Annotated in this window: 25 protein-coding genes; 9 read left to right on the top strand and 16 right to left on the bottom strand. The window is 66.7% G+C overall.

Annotated elements, in window-relative coordinates; all coding sequences use genetic code 11:
- The 4 genes from BoBH3_RS13090 to BoBH3_RS13075 form a co-directional block, all read right to left on the bottom strand.
- Window positions 1-315 carry a hypothetical protein gene (locus BoBH3_RS13090; protein WP_262331261.1) on the bottom strand — a complete coding sequence of 105 codons (315 nt, stop codon included), beginning with the start codon at window positions 313-315 and terminating at the stop codon, window positions 1-3.
- Between the two features lie 57 nt (window positions 316-372).
- Window positions 373-1,554: an FAD-dependent oxidoreductase gene (locus BoBH3_RS13085; protein ID WP_262331260.1), complete on the bottom strand. Its 1,182-nt coding sequence runs from the start codon at window positions 1,552-1,554 to the stop codon at window positions 373-375.
- A gap of 133 nt (window positions 1,555-1,687) precedes the next feature.
- Window positions 1,688-1,939, bottom strand: a complete 252-nt coding sequence (locus BoBH3_RS13080) for a zinc-finger domain-containing protein (protein WP_262331259.1) — start codon at window positions 1,937-1,939, stop codon at window positions 1,688-1,690.
- A gap of 71 nt (window positions 1,940-2,010) precedes the next feature.
- Window positions 2,011-2,997, bottom strand: coding sequence for an acetyltransferase domain-containing protein (locus tag BoBH3_RS13075; RefSeq protein ID WP_262331258.1), 987 nt, complete (start codon window positions 2,995-2,997; stop codon window positions 2,011-2,013).
- A 132-nt stretch (window positions 2,998-3,129) separates the two neighbouring features.
- Between BoBH3_RS13075 and BoBH3_RS13070 the strand changes: the two genes are divergently transcribed.
- Both BoBH3_RS13070 and cysE read left to right on the top strand, forming a co-directional pair.
- Window positions 3,130-3,897, top strand: coding sequence for an alpha/beta fold hydrolase (locus BoBH3_RS13070; protein ID WP_262331257.1), 768 nt, complete (start codon window positions 3,130-3,132; stop codon window positions 3,895-3,897).
- A 187-nt stretch (window positions 3,898-4,084) separates the two neighbouring features.
- Entirely contained in the window at window positions 4,085-4,933 is an 849-nt protein-coding gene (gene cysE, locus BoBH3_RS13065; protein ID WP_262331256.1) for a serine O-acetyltransferase, read from the top strand.
- A gap of 138 nt (window positions 4,934-5,071) precedes the next feature.
- On the opposite strand, the gene BoBH3_RS13060 is transcribed toward cysE, so the two are convergent.
- Entirely contained in the window at window positions 5,072-5,413 is a 342-nt protein-coding gene (locus BoBH3_RS13060; protein ID WP_262331255.1) for a hypothetical protein, read from the bottom strand.
- 130 nt (window positions 5,414-5,543) lie between these two features.
- Entirely contained in the window at window positions 5,544-6,920 is a 1,377-nt protein-coding gene (locus BoBH3_RS13055; RefSeq protein ID WP_262331254.1) for a serine hydrolase domain-containing protein, read from the bottom strand.
- A 159-nt stretch (window positions 6,921-7,079) separates the two neighbouring features.
- Here BoBH3_RS13055 and BoBH3_RS13050 point away from each other — a divergent pair, with 159 nt between their 5' ends.
- Entirely contained in the window at window positions 7,080-7,295 is a 216-nt protein-coding gene (locus tag BoBH3_RS13050) for a DUF3126 family protein (RefSeq protein ID WP_410050611.1), read from the top strand.
- Between the two features lie 210 nt (window positions 7,296-7,505).
- Here BoBH3_RS13050 and BoBH3_RS13045 read toward each other — a convergent pair whose 3' ends face one another.
- Entirely contained in the window at window positions 7,506-8,243 is a 738-nt protein-coding gene (locus BoBH3_RS13045; protein ID WP_262331252.1) for a hypothetical protein, read from the bottom strand.
- A gap of 114 nt (window positions 8,244-8,357) precedes the next feature.
- Complete coding sequence (locus BoBH3_RS13040; RefSeq protein ID WP_262331251.1) at window positions 8,358-8,576, bottom strand: hypothetical protein; 219 nt, start codon at window positions 8,574-8,576, stop codon at window positions 8,358-8,360.
- Between the two features lie 180 nt (window positions 8,577-8,756).
- Here BoBH3_RS13040 and BoBH3_RS13035 point away from each other — a divergent pair, with 180 nt between their 5' ends.
- Together BoBH3_RS13035 and BoBH3_RS13030 are read left to right on the top strand one after the other, a co-directional pair.
- Window positions 8,757-9,083, top strand: coding sequence for a DUF6949 family protein (locus BoBH3_RS13035; protein WP_262331250.1), 327 nt, complete (start codon window positions 8,757-8,759; stop codon window positions 9,081-9,083).
- 148 nt (window positions 9,084-9,231) lie between these two features.
- On the top strand, window positions 9,232-9,762 hold the full coding sequence (locus BoBH3_RS13030) for a gamma carbonic anhydrase family protein (RefSeq protein ID WP_262331249.1): 531 nt from the start codon (window positions 9,232-9,234) through the stop codon (window positions 9,760-9,762).
- 146 nt (window positions 9,763-9,908) lie between these two features.
- Here BoBH3_RS13030 and BoBH3_RS13025 read toward each other — a convergent pair whose 3' ends face one another.
- The 3 genes from BoBH3_RS13025 to BoBH3_RS13015 all read right to left on the bottom strand — a co-directional run bounded on the left by BoBH3_RS13025 (window position 9,909) and on the right by BoBH3_RS13015 (window position 12,221).
- The gene (locus BoBH3_RS13025) at window positions 9,909-10,544 is read right to left on the bottom strand and encodes a transglutaminase-like cysteine peptidase (protein WP_410050597.1); all 636 of its coding nucleotides are present in this window, start codon (window positions 10,542-10,544) and stop codon (window positions 9,909-9,911) included.
- Between the two features lie 407 nt (window positions 10,545-10,951).
- A complete protein-coding gene (locus BoBH3_RS13020) occupies window positions 10,952-11,566 on the bottom strand; it encodes a PilZ domain-containing protein (RefSeq protein ID WP_262331248.1) in 615 nt (204 codons plus the stop codon).
- A gap of 85 nt (window positions 11,567-11,651) precedes the next feature.
- Window positions 11,652-12,221 carry a PAS domain-containing protein gene (locus tag BoBH3_RS13015; RefSeq protein ID WP_262331247.1) on the bottom strand — a complete coding sequence of 190 codons (570 nt, stop codon included), beginning with the start codon at window positions 12,219-12,221 and terminating at the stop codon, window positions 11,652-11,654.
- Between the two features lie 404 nt (window positions 12,222-12,625).
- Between BoBH3_RS13015 and BoBH3_RS13010 the strand changes: the two genes are divergently transcribed.
- Both BoBH3_RS13010 and BoBH3_RS13005 read left to right on the top strand, forming a co-directional pair.
- Entirely contained in the window at window positions 12,626-13,435 is an 810-nt protein-coding gene (locus BoBH3_RS13010; RefSeq protein WP_262331246.1) for a rhomboid family intramembrane serine protease, read from the top strand.
- A gap of 172 nt (window positions 13,436-13,607) precedes the next feature.
- Window positions 13,608-14,039: a CBS domain-containing protein gene (locus BoBH3_RS13005; RefSeq protein ID WP_262331245.1), complete on the top strand. Its 432-nt coding sequence runs from the start codon at window positions 13,608-13,610 to the stop codon at window positions 14,037-14,039.
- Window positions 14,040-14,230: 191 nt separating this feature from the next.
- On the opposite strand, the gene BoBH3_RS13000 is transcribed toward BoBH3_RS13005, so the two are convergent.
- The 3 genes from BoBH3_RS13000 to folE all read right to left on the bottom strand — a co-directional run bounded on the left by BoBH3_RS13000 (window position 14,231) and on the right by folE (window position 16,519).
- Window positions 14,231-15,208 (bottom strand): patatin-like phospholipase family protein, encoded by a 978-nt coding sequence (locus BoBH3_RS13000; RefSeq protein ID WP_262331244.1) that lies wholly within the window; start codon window positions 15,206-15,208, stop codon window positions 14,231-14,233.
- Window positions 15,209-15,449: 241 nt separating this feature from the next.
- Entirely contained in the window at window positions 15,450-15,857 is a 408-nt protein-coding gene (hisI, locus tag BoBH3_RS12995) for a phosphoribosyl-AMP cyclohydrolase (RefSeq protein WP_262331243.1), read from the bottom strand.
- A gap of 23 nt (window positions 15,858-15,880) precedes the next feature.
- The gene (gene folE / locus BoBH3_RS12990) at window positions 15,881-16,519 is read right to left on the bottom strand and encodes a GTP cyclohydrolase I FolE (RefSeq protein WP_262331242.1); all 639 of its coding nucleotides are present in this window, start codon (window positions 16,517-16,519) and stop codon (window positions 15,881-15,883) included.
- Between the two features lie 153 nt (window positions 16,520-16,672).
- Here folE and BoBH3_RS12985 point away from each other — a divergent pair, with 153 nt between their 5' ends.
- On the top strand, window positions 16,673-17,119 hold the full coding sequence (locus BoBH3_RS12985) for an iron-sulfur cluster assembly scaffold protein (RefSeq protein ID WP_262331241.1): 447 nt from the start codon (window positions 16,673-16,675) through the stop codon (window positions 17,117-17,119).
- A 12-nt stretch (window positions 17,120-17,131) separates the two neighbouring features.
- Here BoBH3_RS12985 and BoBH3_RS12980 read toward each other — a convergent pair whose 3' ends face one another.
- Window positions 17,132-17,908: a phosphatase PAP2 family protein gene (locus tag BoBH3_RS12980; RefSeq protein ID WP_262331240.1), complete on the bottom strand. Its 777-nt coding sequence runs from the start codon at window positions 17,906-17,908 to the stop codon at window positions 17,132-17,134.
- Window positions 17,909-18,026: 118 nt separating this feature from the next.
- Here BoBH3_RS12980 and yidD point away from each other — a divergent pair, with 118 nt between their 5' ends.
- Complete coding sequence (yidD, locus tag BoBH3_RS12975; protein WP_262331932.1) at window positions 18,027-18,326, top strand: membrane protein insertion efficiency factor YidD; 300 nt, start codon at window positions 18,027-18,029, stop codon at window positions 18,324-18,326.
- Between the two features lie 8 nt (window positions 18,327-18,334).
- Here yidD and BoBH3_RS12970 read toward each other — a convergent pair whose 3' ends face one another.
- Window positions 18,335-18,565 (bottom strand): hypothetical protein, encoded by a 231-nt coding sequence (locus BoBH3_RS12970; protein ID WP_262331239.1) that lies wholly within the window; start codon window positions 18,563-18,565, stop codon window positions 18,335-18,337.
- Window positions 18,566-18,583: the final 18 nt, after the last annotated feature.

The raw sequence follows: 18,583 nt of genomic DNA, 5'->3' as shown, positions 1-18,583 counted from the left end.
TCAACGACGCGGCGGCTCGCCGGGCTCGATGATGCGGTATTCGGCGTCGATGACCTCGACGCGCCCGGCCTGCTGCGGCTGACCGGCAAAGGGGTCGGCGGGATCGATGCCCGCTGCCTTGAGCTTGGCCTTGAACCGCCAGACCGCGATGGCGCCCGCCACCGCCACCACGGGGATCAGGATCAGCGCGAGGCTCGCGGCGACAAGGAACAGCGCGACGCCGACGACGAAGCTCGCCGCCATGGCAAGCCATGTCGCCCAGCGCGGCATGGTGCGGACGCGGCCGTTGAGCCCCAGCAGATTGACGCGGATCATATGGTCTCCATCCCTTCCCGGAGAGAAAGATAGGGACGCATTGCGGCGATCACCAGATCAGTTGTCGTCGCACCAATCATAGAGCCAGTCGTAACGCCTGCGCAGACCCTCGGCGCCCATCCGCTTCAGGGCGAGGTCGCGGGCGAGGCTGAGCGGCCAGCTCATATGGTAATTGCGGCCGTTGCCGCGGCTTTCGGCCTGCACGCGGGCGACACGGGCGGCGCGGAGCTTCGCATAGTCGGCCATGGCGGCCGGCACGCCGGAAGCCCCTTCGCTGCCGAGCTTTTCGGCCAGGAGCCGCGCCAGCACGGCGGCATCCTCGATGGCGAGCGATGCGCCTTGCGCGAGAAAGGGCAGGACGGGGTGGGCCGCATCGCCGATCAGCGCGATCCGGCCCTTCGCCATCGCGGCCGGCTTGCGGTCGAAGAGCGACCAGACCTGCCAGTCCGTGGCAGCGCCGGCGAGCTCCCGCAGGGCGGGGGAGGCGCCGGAGAGATGCTCGGTCACGATGGCGCGGTCGCCTTCGCGCGACCAGCCCTCACGGGCTTCCTTCGCCTGGCGCACGACAACGAGGTTGATCTCGCGGCCGGCCGCGACCGGATAATGGACCGCATGGCGGCCGGGGCCGAGATGGAGCGTCACGCCGGGCTTTTCGCCGGGGCGGGCGGGCACGGTGGTGCGCCAGGCCTCATAGCCGGTGAAGACGGGTGGCGAGGCATCGCCGGTCAGGTCCCGCACGCGCGACCTGACTCCGTCCGCTCCGATCAGGCCGAGCCCGGCGATGGTCTCGGCGCTGCCGCTTTGACCGGCGAGGCCGACTGTAACGCCGTTCTCGTCCGCGCTGAGGTCCTCGACGCCACGCCCGACCACGAGGCGGATATTCGGCATGGCGCGGACGGCGTCGAGCAGGACGGTGTGGAGGTCGTTGCGCTTCATCAGCCGGAAGGGCGTCGGCATGCGCTCAGGTTCGTAGCGCATCTCCAGCAGCTGCGAGCCGTTGCCCCAGCGCCTGACGACTAGCCCCTGCGAGGAGACGGCGACGCGCTTGAGCGGCAGGGTGAGGTCCAGCGCATCGAGGATGCGGCCGGAATTGGCGCTGATCTGGAGGCCTGCGCCCAGCTCGCCGAAGCTCGTGCGTTTTTCCACGACGGTGACGGCGATGCCCCGGCGGGCGAGGCTGAGCGCCATGGCCAGACCGCCGATGCCGGCGCCGGCGATGACGAGATGAGGAGCGGACACGCTGGATGCCTTCGATGAAGAACGGGGGCGCGGCGGCCCCTGATCACTCCGCCGGCGGGATGGCCTCGGATCGCTGCCGCATCGGATCAATCCGAAAAGCGGATTCCATTTTTCGGTCCGATGCTAGCCGTCGTCAGGCGGCCTTGGCGGCGTCCTGATAGGCGCATTCCGGCGGGTTGCACTGTGCGCCCTTCAGCGACGGCTCGTATTTGAACAGCGTCGAGCAATAGGGGCAGACGATCTCGTGATCCGAGCCCATGTCGAGGAAGACATGCGGATGATCGAAGGGCGGCTTGGCGCCGATGCACATGAATTCATGCGCGCCGACATGGATGACCGGAACGCCGGGCTCGTTGTGGAAATGCGGGATGGCGTGGTCGGCCATGATCTTCGTCGCTCTTCGCAGGTCTGAATTCGGGCGCAACCTATCCGGTCGGGCGGCCGGACGCCAGTGCGCTATTGCCGCTCCCGCTCGCGCAGGCAGCTTTGGGCCAGCTCCGTCATCCGGAGGGTTTCCTGCGGTGCGAGCAGCCCGTCGAGCGCTTTTTGCCAGAGCTTTTCGCGCTTGAGGCTTTCGACCGTGCAGGCGCAGACCGCGCGGCAGACCTGCTGGGGCAGGTTCGGGCTGGCGCAGCTCAGCTGGCAATCGGTCCGGAAGGTGCGCTCCTCGGGCGAAGGCGTCGGCACGACCAGGGTCGCGAGCATCAGGCCGCCGATGAAGAGCGGCTGGTGGAGCAGGTAGATCGGCAGGCTGTGGCGCCCGCCCCAGGCGATGATTCGCGCGGGGAGCAGGTGGGGCTGCCAGCTTGCGAGCCTGGTATCCGCGAGGCGCGGCAGCAGCAGCCGGGCCAATGCGATACCGCTCAGCACGAAGCCGAACCAGGGAAAGACCGGTACGAAATCGGCCGTCTGGAGCGGCACATGGGAGAGGCCGAGCCAGACCGCCCAGGGTTCGTCGAACGGCGGCAGGTCGACGAAGCGGGGCAGGGCGAAGGCGATGATTGCCGCCAGCGCGACAAGGACCACCGGCAGGCGCAGGAAGGGCAAAGCGAGCACGCTGGCGACCGCGATGTGATGCAGGATGCCGAAGAAGATGAAGTTCCCCGGCAGGGCGAACCATGTGCCGAGTGAAACCAGCGCGGCGGCCCCCGCGACCATGGCGAGGCGCTTCAGGTAAGCTTTGCGATTCAGGCCCTTGCGCGTCGCCAGCACGAGGCTGAAGCCGACGATGGTCAGGAACGAGCCGGCGATGCAGCGCGCAAAGAGCCGCCAGCCCGGCTCGATGACGACGTCGGTCTCGATCAGCCTGAAAAAGGAGAGGTCATAGGCGAAGTGGTAGACGAACATCGCCAGCAGCGCGAAGCCGCGGGCGAGGTCGACCAGCGCGAAGCGGGACGACGAGGGCGCGGTGGAGGCGGTCTGGCCGGCGAGAGTCTGGCTCATGGCCTCGGCTTCATCATGGCCGCGGCTCATAGGCAAGCTGCATGGCCGCAGCTATCCAAGGCGGCCCTGTCATGGCAGGGAAGGGCAACTCGTTCATTCCCTGCCTTTCGGGGCCTCGTTGCCAAGATCCGCATGAAGAGCTTCTCCTCCGACGGCGTGAGCCTCGCCTATACAGACCTCGCCCCGACCGGGGAGGTGGATCAGCACCGCGCCGTGGTTCTGGTCCATGGCTTCGCTTCCAGCATGGCGACGAACTGGATCAATACCCAGTGGACCAAGACGCTGACCCATGCGGGCTATCGTGTCGTCGCGCTCGATAATCGCGGCCATGGTCATAGCGAGAAGCTCTACGATCCCGCCGCGTATTCCTCCCATATCATGGCCGAGGATGTGCGTCGGCTGATGGACCATCTCGACATCCCGCGCGCCGCGGTGATGGGTTATTCGATGGGCGCGCGCATCTCGGCGCATCTGGCACTGGCGCATCCGCGCCGACTCGATGCGTTGCTGCTCGGCGGGCTCGGCATCCATCTGGTCGAGGGGGTGGGGCTGCCGCTCGGCATCGCTGACGCGATGGAGGCGCCCTCTCTCGAGGTGCTGACCGACCCGATGCAGCGGATGTTCCGGGCCTTCGCCGAGCAGACCAAGAGCGATCTAAAGGCGCTAGCCGCCTGCATCCGCGGCTCGCGCCAGACCCTCACCGCCGAGCAGGTCGGAGAGATTTCGATGCCGACGCTCATCAGCGTGGGCACGAAGGATGATGTCTCAGGCTCCGGCCCGGAGTTGGCGAAGCTCATCCCCGATGCGGAATCCTTCGACATCGAGGGGCGCGACCACAATCTCGCGGTCGGCGACAGGAGCCACAAACAGGCCGTGCTCGACTTTCTCGCGCGTTTGTGAGAACGATCTGGCTCCCGAGGGGCGCACTGGAAAAGCGGGCGACGCCAATGTGTTGTCGACGTTCTCTGAAAAACTGAGTCCGCCGCCTCCTCTTTCGATTCAAAATCCGTCCGCATGAAATTTTGGCGCGGCCGCCCGCTTCGGGCTAGGCTGTCCTTCCGCCGACGGTGATCTCCGGAGAACGAACATGCCTGCAGGGCGCTCCGCCGTGGAAGCACGCGCTAACGTCGCTGGCCTCGAGCTGGTCGATTCCGTCTGGTCCAGGCTGCGCCGGGAGGCCGAGGCCGCCGTCGCGGCCGAGCCTGCTCTGGGCACCCTCATCGTCTCCTCGGTGCTGAACCAGCCGAGCTTCGAAAGTGCGGTCGCACATCGCGTCGCCGTCCGGCTCGGCCATCCGGCCGTGACCTCGGACCTGATCGAGCAGGCCTTCACCGAGGCGATGGCCGATGACGAGACGATCGGGCCGGGCATGCGCGCCGATGTGCTGGCGGTGCTCGACCGCGACCCGGCCTGCTATCGCGTGCTGGAGCCGGTGCTCTTCTTCAAGGGCTTCCACGCCCTGCAGTGCCACCGGCTGGCGCACTGGCTCTGGCGGCGGGATCGGCGTGACTTCGCGCTCTACCTCCAGACGCGCTCTTCCGAGGTGTTCCAGACGGACATCAACCCGGCTGCGAAGATCGGCAAGGGCATCTTCCTCGACCATGCGACCGGCCTCGTCGTCGGCGAGACGGCCGTGATCGAGGACGACGTCTCGATGCTGCATGGCGTCACGCTGGGGGGCACGGGTAAGCAGGGCGGCGACCGCCATCCCAAGATCCGCAAGGGCGTGCTGATCGGCGCCGGTGCCAAGATCCTCGGCAATATCGAGGTGGGCCAGTGCAGCCGCGTCGCCGCCGGCTCTGTGGTGCTGCAGCCGGTGCCGCGCAACATGACGGTGGCAGGTGTGCCGGCGAAGGTCGTGGGCCAGGCCGGCTGCGCCGAGCCCTCGCGTTCGATGGACCAAATCCTCGAAGGCGATTGCGGCGCCTATATCTGATCGGACGCGCCGGTCGTCCCTCCAGGGTCGTCCTGCTCGCCCTTGTGGCGAGCATCCACGTCTTGAACACCGCGCTGGCCGAAGGGAGACGTGGATGGTCGGGACAAGCCCGACCATGACGCGAGGGGCTTTATCGTCTCAGGAGTCGCCCGCAGGGGCGAAGAAGCAGAGAAATCCGCCGAGGGCATCGATGCAGAGATGCCAGTGTCCGTCCGGTGAGGGCTGCACTCTCTGATGGGGAACTTCGATAACCAGCGGCTCGCGCCGGGTGGTCGGCCACATGGGATGCCCGCCGGGGACGATCGTGACGATGAAGCCGGCCGGGTTCTCGCGCACGTCCTCGGGCTCGATCTGCGCGCAGTCGATACCGGTACAGCACAGCGGCGGGTACTCCCAGCGGCTCGGTGCCTGATGGGAGTGGGCATTCGTCGCTCCCACGGCCAGCAAAGCCGCCATGGCGATTGAAGCGGTCAAGCGCATCGGCCAGCCCTCGGGAGGACGGTGCGGTGGGATCGAGGCGAATGCGTGGCGGGAGGGCGGAAACGGCAGGCGCGCCCGCTCCCCTTTTTCCGCAGTGGATTGAAGGTGAGCGGGCTTAGCGGTGCTTTCGCTACGATGCCGCTCCGCTGTAGCGCTCCAGCATCTCCCCCTTCATCTCCTCTTCGCCGACGAGCCGGGCGCCGCCAAGCTGGACCGAATTTACGGTGCCGGTGCCGTCGCGCTTAAGTTCGGCGGGCTCGCCAGGGCTGTTGAAGCCCGAGGCGCGGGTGATCTGGCCACGGTCGGGACTTTCCAGCGTGATCTCTGCGGCGTCCAGCAGGGGCGTGAAAAGGGCGGGGCTGGCGACGAGGACATGCTTGCCAGCCGGGACGAGATCGCTGGCGGACCAGATGGTCCACCAGCGGCCGGTCCAGTCCTTTGCCTCGGGTAGGGGCGCTCCGCGCTCCGAGAAGGCCTTGAGGATATGGGCGATGCCGTCGAGCCACTGATGGGCCAGGCCATCGATGCCGTTTGTCAGTACACAGACGGTGAGGCCATGCGCCGGGAAGACGGCGGTGCGGGTGATGAAGCCCTGGAAGCCGCCGGAATGGCCGAACCAGCGCCAGTCGCCTTCGCCGCCGGAGATGGTGCCGAGCCCGTAATGACGGCCGACGCTCGCCTCGTCGTCGGGCCAGAGCCGGCGCGTCATCTCCCGCCGGCTCAGCGGGGAGAGGACGCTCTTTTTCGCCTTTGGCGAGAGCTGTGCGAAGTAACGCGCGACATCCGCCGCCGTGGCGACGAAGCCGGCGGCCGAGATCATGGCGTTGCCGAGATTGTCGGCGGGGATGACAATGCGCCGGCCGAGCGGATGCATGCCGCTATGGCCCTTCGCCATCGGGCGCTCGCCCCAGAGATTGATATCGGGCTTGGTCTCCAGCAGGCCGACCTTGGAGACGACCTCGTCGGTGATCCATTCGCTGTAGCTCAGCCCCGTCACCGCCTCGATGACGAGGCCGAGCAGAGCAAAGCCGTGGTTGGAGTATTTGAAGCGCTGCGAGGCGGGATAGACCGGCGGCCTGGCGAGGTCGGCCAGCAGTTCGGCCTTGCCGCAATAGGGCTTGCGGTCGAGGAACTGGCCGTTGTCCGGCCCGTCCCGGGTGAGGCCGGCGCTGTTGGAGAGGACCTGGCCGATGGTGGCGGCGGCGATCTCGGGGTGCAGCCCATCGACGAACTGGCCGACCTTGTCGTCGAGCTTCAGGCGCCCGTCCTCGACGAGGCGCAGGATGCCGGCGCTGGTGAAACTCTTGGAATGGGAGGCGATGCGGAAGCCGTGGCGTGGCGTCAGCGCCTCGCCAGTCTCCAGATTCGCGCTGCCGAAGGCGGCTTCGAGCACGATCTCGCTGCCGTTTGCGATGGCGACGGCGCAGCCCGGCTGGCCGTGAAAGCGGCGCTGGAATTCGAGCCAGCTCGCGACATAGGCGAGGGCGGGGGCAAGCCACGGCTTCATCAGGGCGGTCCGTCACGTTCGAGGGGCGGAGAGCATCGCACGATTCCGCGGGCGACAGGCAAGCGGGATGAGAGGGGGGCCGTCATGTCTACCCGGCTGCTTTCGCTTGCCCTGATGGACGTGCCGTGGCATCGCTCCCGGCCAATCGAAAGGATCCCGATCGTGGACAAGCAAGAACTCGCCAAGCTCGAAGCCTATCTGCGCCGCACCTTCAACAACCACGCGATCAGCGTGCGCGCCCGCATGAAGAAGACCGACTCGGCCGAGGTTTATCTGGGCGAGGAGTTCATCGGCATCATCCATGTCGACGACGAGGACGGCGACCGCTCCTTCAACTTCACGATGGCGATCCTCGACGTCGATCTCGAGGATTGAACCTTCGTTCCGAGGCGCCTGCCGAAGCCGCGTGACAACCTCCTCTCCCCCTGAGGGAGAGGGTTGAGGGGAAGGTGCGCCGCCCTGAATCTGCGCATTTCAATCCACTCACGATTCCGACTTGAGCGACCCTCATCCGTCAGCACTTCGCGCTGCCGCCCTCTCCCGCAAGAGGAGAAGGGAAGCCAGCCCGAGAATGACGACCTGCCGTTAGCGGATGAGCCCGTCGATCGTCCGGCGCACGCCGCCGAGCATCAAAGCCCAGTCGGCGATGATGGCGCGGGGGAAGCGGATGTTCACGTCCATGCCGCGATGCTGGAAGGTGATGCGGCAAGGCTCGTCGAGATTGGCGGCGGTCTCGATCGGACAGCGGGCGGCGAAGCCCCTGCCATCCGGCACCGAGACATAGAACTCGTCGCCCTCGAAGGGCGAGCCCTTGCGGAAGCCGCGCACCACGAGCCCGCCGGGATTGGACCAGACGGTCGAGGTCAGGAAGCGGGCATAGGTGGCGAGTTGCCGCGCCGGCTCGTTGACCTTGTCGGGCGGGCTCAGCGTGATCAGCAGGCGCTTGCGGCTCTGCGGCTGCACGGGGCCGGGCTGAACCGGGCCGAGGCTCGGCCAGTCCAGCCGCAGCCGGGCCATGCCGACGAGACGGCTGGTGTCGTCTTGCTCGCTCGGTCCGGTCAGGTCCTTCGGGATCATCAGCGCGACATGGCCGACGCGGGCCGCCTGCAGCACCGAGGGCTGCTCTTCGCTGCCATGGGTAAGGTAGAGGGCAAGCGCCGTTGCCAGCATTCCCGCGATCATGATCCCGAGCGCGACCTTGAGCAGGGCGCCGTCGGCGCGCGGCAGCGGCGCCGGCACGCGCTGCTGCAGGCGCATCCGCACCATCGAGGCCAGATGGGCTGCTTGATGTCCGGGCCTGTGATGGGACAGCGACGCGGTCATTCCGGATACCTTCGCCAGACGGCCGGGGATGGGTTCCGCGCTACTGAATCACCGCCGCCTTAACGGTCCGTAAACCATAAGCCGGCGGATCGCCGTTGGTCTGTTCAACTCAGGTCACCTGGCCCGCCGAACACGGGAACGAGCGAGATACCCCAGCCCGAATCCCATCAGTGCGACGGCAAGACCTGAGCATACCAGCCCCGCCGGCGTGATCCGGGCCTTGCCCTCCAGGGTGATGGACTTGCCCACCCTCAATTGGAATTCCGATCTGATCTCTTCAGGGTGCGCTGGCGCGGCATCGAAGATCGCAGGCTTTGCCTCGGCGTCAGTCATGTCGCCCTCCGGAAATATTCGACGATCGTGCCATGAAGACCCTCTAAATCGCCAGCTCTGCCGAACTGTGCCGGATGGGGGCTTTAGCGATTTGGCGTTAACCATTTGTTAAGCCTGTCCTTCACAGGCGGCCCGTCCTGCGGCAGGTTCCGGGCGCGTCGTTCGGGGAGGATTGCGCCCGTGACCATTCAGCCCGCCGCGCTCGAGGCGCTCCAGTCGCTCTTTCTCGGCTTCGCGTTCGCGGGCCTGCTGGCCAGCGCCTATGAGCTGTTCACCACCCGCCGGGCCGACTTCAAGCTGCTGCAGGCGGGCGGGCTCGCCGCCGTCGCCAGCGTCCCGGTCGTCGTGTTCAGCGCTCCGTTCCTGATCCTGCGCAACACGGTGCGCGGCCGGCGGATCGAGGGGCGGCCGCTCGTCTTCGTGATGCTCGCCAGCATGATCGCGGCGGTCTGGAGCATGGCCTCTGGCCGGATCGTGCTCGACCTGCTGATGTTTCTCGGCGCTTGACGGGAGGCACCGCTCGTCTGCAATCCTCGGCTAGAGCGCGCGCCGATCGGAACACGCGTTCTCTATCAATAATCGAGAGGCGGATTCGCCGATCAGGTTGAAGCAACCTGATTGGATCCGGCTCCAGGGGAAGCCCAAGGATAGCGCGATGCCACTTTACATACTGGATGGGACGCGGCCCGAGACGCCGGACGCGGGGGCATGGTGGCTGGCGCCGGACGCGCATGTCATCGGCCGGGTGCGGCTCGGACGCGATGTCGGGATCTGGTTCGGTGCCGTGCTGCGCGGCGACAATGAATGGATCGAGATCGGCGAGGGCAGCAACATCCAGGAAGGGTGCGTGCTGCACACCGACATGGGCTCGCCGCTCACGGTCGGCGCCAACTGCACGATCGGCCATCGCGCCATCCTGCATGGCTGCACGATTGGCGAAAACAGCCTCGTCGGCATGGGGGCGACCGTGCTGAACGGCGCGAAGATCGGCCGCAACTGCCTCGTCGGCGCCAATGCGCTGGTCACGGAGGGCAAGGAGTTTCCCGACAATTCGCTGATCGTCGGCTCTCCCGCGCGCGCGGTCCGGACGCTGGACGAGCAGGCGGCAGCGGGCATCACCGCCTCGGCTCGGGGGTATGTGAAGCGCTGGCGGCAGTTCGCGGCCGGGCTCGAAAGGCTCGACTGAGCGCCTGGCCGGCCCGGCCCATTTCAAAAGAAGCGGGCCGACTCCCCGCTGGGAAGCCGGCCCTGGCGAAACCCGATCCTTTGGGGACGGGTGTGGGGACGTGACCGAGCCTCGCCTGTCCCGCCAGATTGTCGAAGGAGCCAGGCCTAGCGCTGCACCGAGGCGACCGTTGGCGTCTGCGCGCCGCCGAGCGAGGTCCAGCCCGTGCGGTACTGCGACTCACGCTTGACGTAGACGTAGCCGGTCTGGCTCCAGGGCAGGATCGCGTTGCGCTTGTTGTCGAGCACGAAGTCGCCGCGGTCGGTGCGGATCATCAGCACGGCGTGGCCGGCATTCTCCTCGTCGATCACCACGGTCATCAGCATGGCGCGGCGCGGCAGCCCGGCCTCGGCGAGGCGCTTGCGCTTCAGCAGAGCGTAGTCCTCGCAGTCGCCCTTGCCGTCGGTCGGCAGGTCCCAACGATCGACGACGCCCCAATGATCCTCGTCGGTGATGGCCGAAATCTCGCGGTTCACGCCGTTGTTGACGCCCAGGATGGTCTTCCAGAGCTTCGGCGTCAGCGCGACCTGATCCGGCTCGCGTGTATCCGTGCGGCACTCCGCCGGCGAACGCTTGCAGAAATCCGTCCAGGCATAGGGCGCCCGCGCATCGCCCGAGGCGTCGGCCGGGGCGCTCGCGACCGGAATGCCGGCCATGCTCTGGGCGTTGGCGGAAGAAGCGCCCGTCACGGCGACCAGCGCCACGAAAGCTATCCCGGTCAGACTGCGATGAATTTGGAGCATGTCGTCCCCTTTCTGTCCCGGGGAGACGATGCCGGCAGGTCGATGGATTCGACCTGAAATGGAAACGAACAAATTTATGTATTCGGGCGCCTAAGGCCCCAAGTAAATATCAAGATCAACCTTGATCAAACTGGACAGTAACGATTCGCAACGATTGCGGAACGATCGATTAACCATTGCTATTTCGTTATGCTGAAACGGGTGATTAACCTACGCGCGCGTTGCGCAAGGAAATCGCTCGAGCATGCAGGGGCTTCTCGAAGGTCTGCAGGCCCACCGGAGAAGCTCCGGCGGCGTGGGCAGTGAAGCCTCATCCGGGAAAGATGCTCGGATCAAGCCCGGGCATGACGAATCGACTGCGGCGGAGGGGGAGGTTCGACAGCGCGGCGGGCGCCGTCAGCCCGGCCTCAGAGTTCGATGTTCTCGTCGAGGACGTCGGGGGAGAGCGGGAAGCGGAACTCGGCCGCATAGCCGCCGTCGAAGCGGCGGATGAGCTGGGCCGGGGTGGAGCCGATCCGCACAGGCGTGCCGAGCGGGAGGTCGAGATCGCTCGAGAAGGCCGTTCCGGACAGCGAGATGTCGATGAGGCGGATCACATGCGCCGCGCCGTCATCCATCGTCAGCACCGCGCGCGGGTTGCGCGGCACGATGCGCTCGTGACGACGATCCTCGGGCAGGCCGAGTTCCTCGCGATTGGCGAGCCATGTCAGCTGTGCGGTGAATTTCTCGCGCTTGCGGCTGGTCGCGGTGATCGTCATCGCGAAGCCTTCCATCGTCGTGCGGACGCAGGTTCCTTCGATCCGGCCGAGATGGTCGAGATAGGTGATGACGCGGTCGCCGGGCTTCGCCTTCGCCGGCGCGGCGAGATGGAGGCCGCCCGGCGAGATGTCGATCGTCTGGCAGGGATATTCCATGCGGTTGGGCAGCATGTAGCGGCCCAGCAGCACGACCTTCATACGGTGATGCCGCCTGCGCTCGACAGGGAAAGCAGCCGTACGGGGCGTTTGGAGCGCGCTCAGCATTGAATGACCGACCTGGGAATTCCGGTCCGATCCTAGGTGGCGGCTGGTTAACGGACCGTTCCGGCCGGAGCGCGGACTTTAAGATTCAGGCGCGTCCGCCAGGCAGGACGATGAATCGCGGCGGATCGGCGCGCTGTGGCATCGGCGCCGGGCGCGCGGCCTCGGCGGGCCAAAGCATCCGGAGCGAGATCATTCGCATCGATTCGACCGTGTCGAGGCCGAGCCAATCCGGCGAGGCGGCGGGCGAAAGCGCGCCCAGAACGCGGGCGTGGGTGCGTCCGCGATAGCGCAGCGGCAGCAGCAGGAGTTCGAGATAGAGCGGCGTGCCTGTCGTCGATTCGCCGGATAATCCGGCGACGGCGCCGGCGCTCTCATCCATCACGGTCTGGACGAGGCGGCGCATGTCGCCCTGCGACTCGATATCGGGCCAGAGCGCGGAGAAGGCGCGGCCGCGCAACTCCTGGCCGACGAGGGCACAAAGCCTTGTGCCGGCCAGGCGAAACACCGGCCCGATCGGCTCGTTCTCCAGGATGAAAGTATCGGTCAGCGCAGGACGCAGCGCGCCGGGCTCGATCTCGCCACGCTCCGGCGCGGCCCGTTCGCCGCGCAGCGCGTCCCAATACTCGAAGACCAGACGGGTGCTTGCGTTCTTCATCCTGTGCCCTTGTAACCGGCTGCCTCCCTTTGGAACGTGCTTGCGTTCAGTGATGACGCATATCCGTTCAAGAAGGGGACGAATTGTTCTTCGGAATTTCCAAAACGCATTCGCCATGCCGTTTTGCCACTCCCGGTCCGGCGGGGGGAGGTAACGCGGGCCATTAGGGTTAACCAAGTGTTACCTTTGTGGATGACCGCTAAAATGCATATCAAATGCCACCGAATTCGCGAATGAGAGCCATCATTGGCCAGGCGAGGCGGGGGGGGCGTGACACGCCGCGCGGCATGGCTGCGCGGTGACACAGCCGGCGAAGGGAGGGGGCGAAAGCTCTCTCCCTTTTTCGTGCCAGGGAGGCTGCGGCGCTTGCGCCGCCCTGCCGCTTCGGCAAGTGTGGCGCCCACATGGCATACCCTGAATCCCATCCTCCGGCGCGCGAACCCGCCTTCAACCTGCCCTCAGCGGTCGTTTGGCTCCTGGGCATTCTGGCGTTGATCCAAGCCGGCCGCTCGCTGCTGTCGGACTATGACGACTATCTGCTGATGTCGTGGCTCGCCTTCGTGCCGGCGCGGCTGACGTTATGGATAAGCCCCGAGCGGATCGACGATGTCGTCGGCGCCCTGTCGCAGGCGGGCGGGTCGGATGTCGTCGAGCGGCTGCAGCTCGTCAGGCTGCTGCTGGCCGATGGCGGCGTCAGGCTCTGGACCGTGCTGACATACGGCTTCCTGCACGGCTCCTGGCTACATCTGGTTTCCAACGCCGTCTGGCTCGCCGCCTTTGGCAGTCCGGTCGCCCGGCGGCTCGGCAGCTGGAGCTTCCTCAACCTGATGGCGCTCTCGACGATCGGCGGGGCGCTGCTGCACTGGTGGTCGCGCGAGCTCGAGGTCCTGCCGCTGGTCGGCGCCTCGGCCGGTGTCTCGGGGGCGACGGCCGCGGCGGTCCGCTTCGTCTTCGCGCCCGGCATGCGCTTCGGCGAACTCGGCAACGATGCGGTCGTCCGGGCGATTCCCGCCGAGCCATTCGGGCAGCTGTGGCGCAATTCGCGGGCCCTGCTCTTCATTGCCATCTGGTTCGCGACGAACATCCTGTTCGGCGCCGGGATGGTACCGATCTTCGGCGAGGAGACCAGCATCGCCTGGGAGGCGCATATCGGCGGGTTCGTCGTCGGCCTGCTGCTCTTTCCGCTTCTCGACCGCGGCGCGCAGAGGCGCTGAGCGCTGGACGGCCAATTTGCCGGCCTTGCGCGCGCCCAACTCTTCCCACACACTCATTTCATCGCGAAGCACTCCTCGAGCCGCCCGGGCATCGTGCGTTTGCCGGCGGCCCGCGGGAGGCGCAAGCCAACCTGCGCGCCGGCCAAGGCGCGCCTTCGAGGAGGAGACGTCCATGAATGTCGAGCAGCTCCTGAGCGGCAAGGGACGCGAAGTCATCTCGGTGCTGCCGCACCGGACGCTCGCCGAAGCGATCCGTACGTTGAGCGAGAGGCGTATCGGCGCGGTCGTCGTGATGGGGGCTGACGGCGCTCTCGTCGGCATCCTGTCCGAGCGCGATATCATCAGGGCGCTGGGCGAGCAGGGCGGAGCGGCGCTGGAGAGCGCGGTCTCGCGCTCGATGACCTCGAAGGTCGTGACCTGCCGGCCGCAGACCAGCGTCGACGAACTGATGGAGATCATGACGATGGGCCGCTTCCGCCACGTTCCAGTGGTGGAGAATGGCCGCGTCACCGGCATCGTCTCGATCGGCGACGTCGTGAAGCATCGTGTCGCGGCCATCGAGGCGGAGAGCCAGGCGATGCGCGACTATATCGCCATGGCGTGAGAGGCCCATCATTCGGAAACGCGCCGTCATTCCGGGGCAGGCCTGAGCCCGGAATCCACGAACACTGACGGAATGAGAAAGGGCGGCATCACTGCCGCCCTTTCTTCAAAGGCCTGTATCCATGGGTTCAAGGCTCTTCGCGACGCGAAGCCCCGGAATGACGGCGCGTTTCCGCAGAAAATCAGCGCGCTCTAGTCTTCCGCTGCGGCCTGTTCCGCTGCGGCGAGGATGGTGATGTCGTCGAGGGAGCGCAGCGCCGCCTGCCGGCCGAGCTCGATGATCTCTTCCGCGCGGTGGAAATCGAACAGGCCGATGCGGCCGAGCTTCGGGCCGATCATCACGTCCGGCGGGTCACCCGCCAGGCGGGAGCGCGAGATGCGGTCCTGCGTGATGTTGAAGGCGTCCATCATCACGCCGGCGAGGCCCGGCCGGTTCTCGGCCGGGCGGCCGACGATGTTGCGGACGCGCTGGGCGGCGCCGCTGATGCCGTCATACCAGCGCGGCTCGGGCCGCACCTCGAGCTCGGGCACGAGCGGGCCAGGATCGGAGCCGTGGCTCTGGATGATCGTGCCGCGGCCGGCGAGATCGCTGTTGAGGTTCACGCAGATCACGATATCGGCCCCGAGCGCGCGCGCCGCCGTCACGGGGACGGGATTGACCAGTGCGCCGTCCATCAGCCAGCGCCCGCCGAGCTTCACGGGGTCGAAGACGCCGGGCAGCGCGTAGGAAGCGCGCAGCGCCTCGACCAGCGGGCCATGGGTCAGCCAGATCTCGTGGCCGGAGCCGAGTTCGGTTGCGATCGCTGCGAAGCGCTGCGGCAGTTCCTCGATGCGGATGCCGTTGAGGTGCTGGTCGAGCAGGCGCTTGAGCCGGCTGCCGCCGATCAGGCCGGCGCCGCCGATGTGGAAGTCCATCAACCCCACCAGGCGGCGCTTGGTCAGGCTGCGGGCGAATTCTGTGAGCTGGGTGATCTTTCCGGCGGCGAGACAGCCGCCGACGACCGCGCCGATCGAGGTCCCGGTGATCACATCGGGCTTGAACCCAGCGTCAGCCAGCACCTGGATCGCGCCGATATGGGCCCAGCCGCGGGCGGCGCCGCCACCGAGCGCAAGGCCGATCTTCGGCCTTGCCGATGCCGGCTGCTCTTCGGGCAGACGCATATCGGTCATGGCAGCACCGTCTCCGCCGAGTCCAAAGGCCCGCGCGATATCGTCCCGGAGCATGAAGCTGTTCCTCCGCAGGGGAGCAGCGTCTCAGATCGCGATGAGCGAAAGGTGAACGGCATGTCGAACAGCCATTATCGCCTGCATTTGACGGGACGGTGAAGGGGCGAAGGCGCGTCCGAAAGCCTCTGAAGTCCTTGATGCATTTTCTTCACGCGAACCGGTGTCGATTTCGCCCAAAAATGCTCTAGTCGCATAGGATGAGCGGCTTCGCGCCGTCGTCGCGCAGGGGTTGGACACGGTAGAAGCAGGAGCAGCGGCCGGTGTGGCAGCAGCCGCCGTCGCCGCCGACCTTGACCTTGAGCCAGATCGCGTCCTGGTCGCAGTCGATCCGCATCTCGACGATGGTCTGGATCTGCCCGGAGGTCGCGCCCTTGTGCCAGAGTTCCTGGCGCGAGCGGGACCAGTACCAGGCTTCCCCGGTCTCGATCGAGCGCTTCAGCGCCTCGGCGTTCATGTGCGCGACCATCAGAACGGCGCCGCTGTCGGCCTCGGTCGCGACCACGGTGACGAGGCCGTTAGCATCGAAGCGCGGGCTCAGCACCGTGCCCTCCTCGAGGGCGCGCTTGTCGGTGACGGCGGGAAAGGCAGTCATTGCGATACTCACGGGGCTGCCGCTTACAGGCCGGGCGACTTCACCATGGTGAAGAAGCGGACCTGCTCGGACGGATCGTCGCGGAAGACACCGCGATACTGGGTCGTCAGGGTCGTGGAGCCGTGCTTCTGCACGCCGCGCATCGTCATGCACATATGCTCGGCCTCGACCAGTATGGCGATGCCGCGCGGCTGCAGTGCCTGCTCGATCGCATCGGCGATCTGGGCCGTCATCGTCTCCTGCGTCTGGAGGCGTCGTGCGAAGACGTCGACGATGCGGGCGAGCTTGGAGAGGCCGACCACGCCGTTCGCGGGGTAGTAGCCGATATGCGCCTTGCCGAAGAAGGGCGCCATGTGGTGCTCGCAATGGGAGTGGAAGGGCACGTCCCGCACCAGCACCATGTCCCGGTAGCCCTCGACCTCCTCGAAGACGCGATCCAGGACCTCGTTCGGGTCCTCGGCATAGCCCTTGAAATATTCGCGATAGGCCTCGGCGACGCGGCGCGGGGTATCGGCCAGCCCCTCGCGCGACGGATTGTCGCCCGCCCATAGGATGAGCGTCCGCACCGCGGCCTCGGCCTCGGCCCGAGTGGGCTTGCGGACCAGAAACGGGTCTGCTGAGGGAACGCCCTCGACGGGTAAGGGCTTGACCACAGGGATCATGTGGAGCCTTTCATTGAGATAAGCTTCACGCTTTGCAGCCCCATGAAGGCTGCGTTGCTGCGAAAGGGCAGTCCATGCCCTCCCGCTTTGCAGCAATCAACCTTATATTGGTTGTCCGAGCCGGTCATTCCAGAGCCGCTAGAGACACAAGCCATGCTGGACGACGTCTACAACAAGCGCATTCTCGCCTTTGCCGCGAACATTCCCCTGCTGCAGCGCCTGGAAACGCCGGACGCCACCGCCAAGGCCCATTCGAAGCTGTGCGGCTCCACCGTGACGGTGGATGTCAACATGGATGGCGATGTCGTCACCGGCTTTGGCCATGACGTGAAGGCTTGTGCGCTCGGCCAGGCCTCCTCCTCGATCATGGCGCGGCATGTGATCGGCTCGACCGCCGAGGAGCTTCGGCAGGTGCGCGAGCAGGCCCGCGCCATCCTCAAGGAGAATGCCGAGCCGCCGGAGGGCAAATGGGCGGATCTCGCCGTGCTCGTGCCGGTGCGCGATTTCAAGGCGCGCCATGCCTCGACGATGCTGACTTTCGATGCCGTGGTCGACGCGATCGACCAGATTGAGGCGCGCCGGCGCGAGGCCGCGGCCTGACCGGCTCCCCGCTTACCTGACGCCGAAGGCCTGCTTGATCTCCGGCACGGTATCGTCGAAGCGAGCCTTGAAGGCGCGTTCCGCGAGCAGGGCCTTGGCCACGGCGCGGCCGGCCTTCTCGCCCGCGACGAGGTCGCTCGGGAAGTGAAAGCCGCAGATCAGGCGGCTCTCGTTGTAGCTCTTCACCCGCGCTTCCAGCTTCTCCTCCATCTGGGGAGCGGCCGCTTTCAGCAGCTCCGCGTAGAGCGCAGCGGTCGCGGCATGGGCCGAGGGGAACGAGGTGCCCTCGGGGCGCGCGCCAGGGCAAGGCTTGACGCGGACCTTGGCCCAGAGCTGGAACGGGCGCGTGCGGTTGGTCAGGCGGTGGACGCTCTTCAGCAGGATCGAGAGCTCGACCTGAGCCTCGCGGAAGAGCAGGCGGACCTCGCGGTGAGTACCGTCGACATAGCCCGTGTCCATGCCGTTCAGGAAATTCACAAGCGCCACGCGCTGGTCGGCGATGGCCTCCTTCTCGCGCTCCGGCGTACGGTTCAGCGAAATCTGCTGGACCTTTTCGAACTCGGCCTTGTCCTCGGGGCTGTTTTGCGCTGGAGGCAGGCCGATGATCTTGGCCATGTCGAGCTTGGCGCCATCCAGCCAGAGCAGGTAGGGGCGCTGCTGGGCGAGGCCCGGCGTCGCGAGCCCGAGCCCCAGCACCAATGCGAAGCCGGCGAGGGCCCCGCGCAAAGCGGGCTGGCGCAAGGGAGCCAGGCGAGGCAAGGCATGGCAAAAGCGGGCGGCGGACATCATGTTCCCGGATCGAGCGATGGAAGCGGTTCTGGTGGCGGCTGAAAAACGCGAAGCAGTTTCGTTATTTCACCGAGTCTTTGTTAAGCAAAGATGTTCGTGGGGTCGCATTGTCGCGCATTTGCCGCGCCGGGCCGCGCATGTCGCGATTCGCGGCTACCAGCTCAGCCTTTCCATGCTGGTCGGCCGCCATTGCCGGCACTGGCCGAGCTGCTCGGCTTATACCGACGAGGCGATTCAACGCCACGGGCTGTGGCGCGGCGGCTGGATGGGAACGGCGCGAATCTGCCGCTGCAATCCCTGGGGCACGAGCGGGATCGACCTTGTCTGCGAGGAGATACCGAGCGGTGCGCGCTGGTATCTGCCCTGGCGCTATGGCCGCTGGCGCGGCGTCAATGCCCCGCCGGACGAGGCCGCTTAGGTCTTCTGCTAGTTCTTCTGCCGGCTCGCCTGGGCGCTCTGCATGGCGGTCCTGCACCCCTCCGAGAACTGGGCCTGCTTTTCCTTGAAGCAGGCGATCAGCCGGCCGCCACCGGGGGATATGCCGGGGCAGTTGCGGGTGAAATCCGCCTTGCAGGCGTTGCGCACCGCGCCCTGGTCCTGGGCGAGGGCGGGCAGGGGGGCGACGAGGGTGGCGGCGATGATCGCTGTGCGCAGCATGGGCGAACCTCCGGATGG

It is taken from the genome of Allobosea sp. BH3, from assembly GCF_025499465.1.
In the GTDB taxonomy this organism is placed as follows: Bacteria; Pseudomonadota; Alphaproteobacteria; order Rhizobiales; family Beijerinckiaceae; genus Allobosea.
Note: the sequence above shows the minus strand (reverse complement) of the source record. Positions and strands in the feature narration are given on the sequence as shown.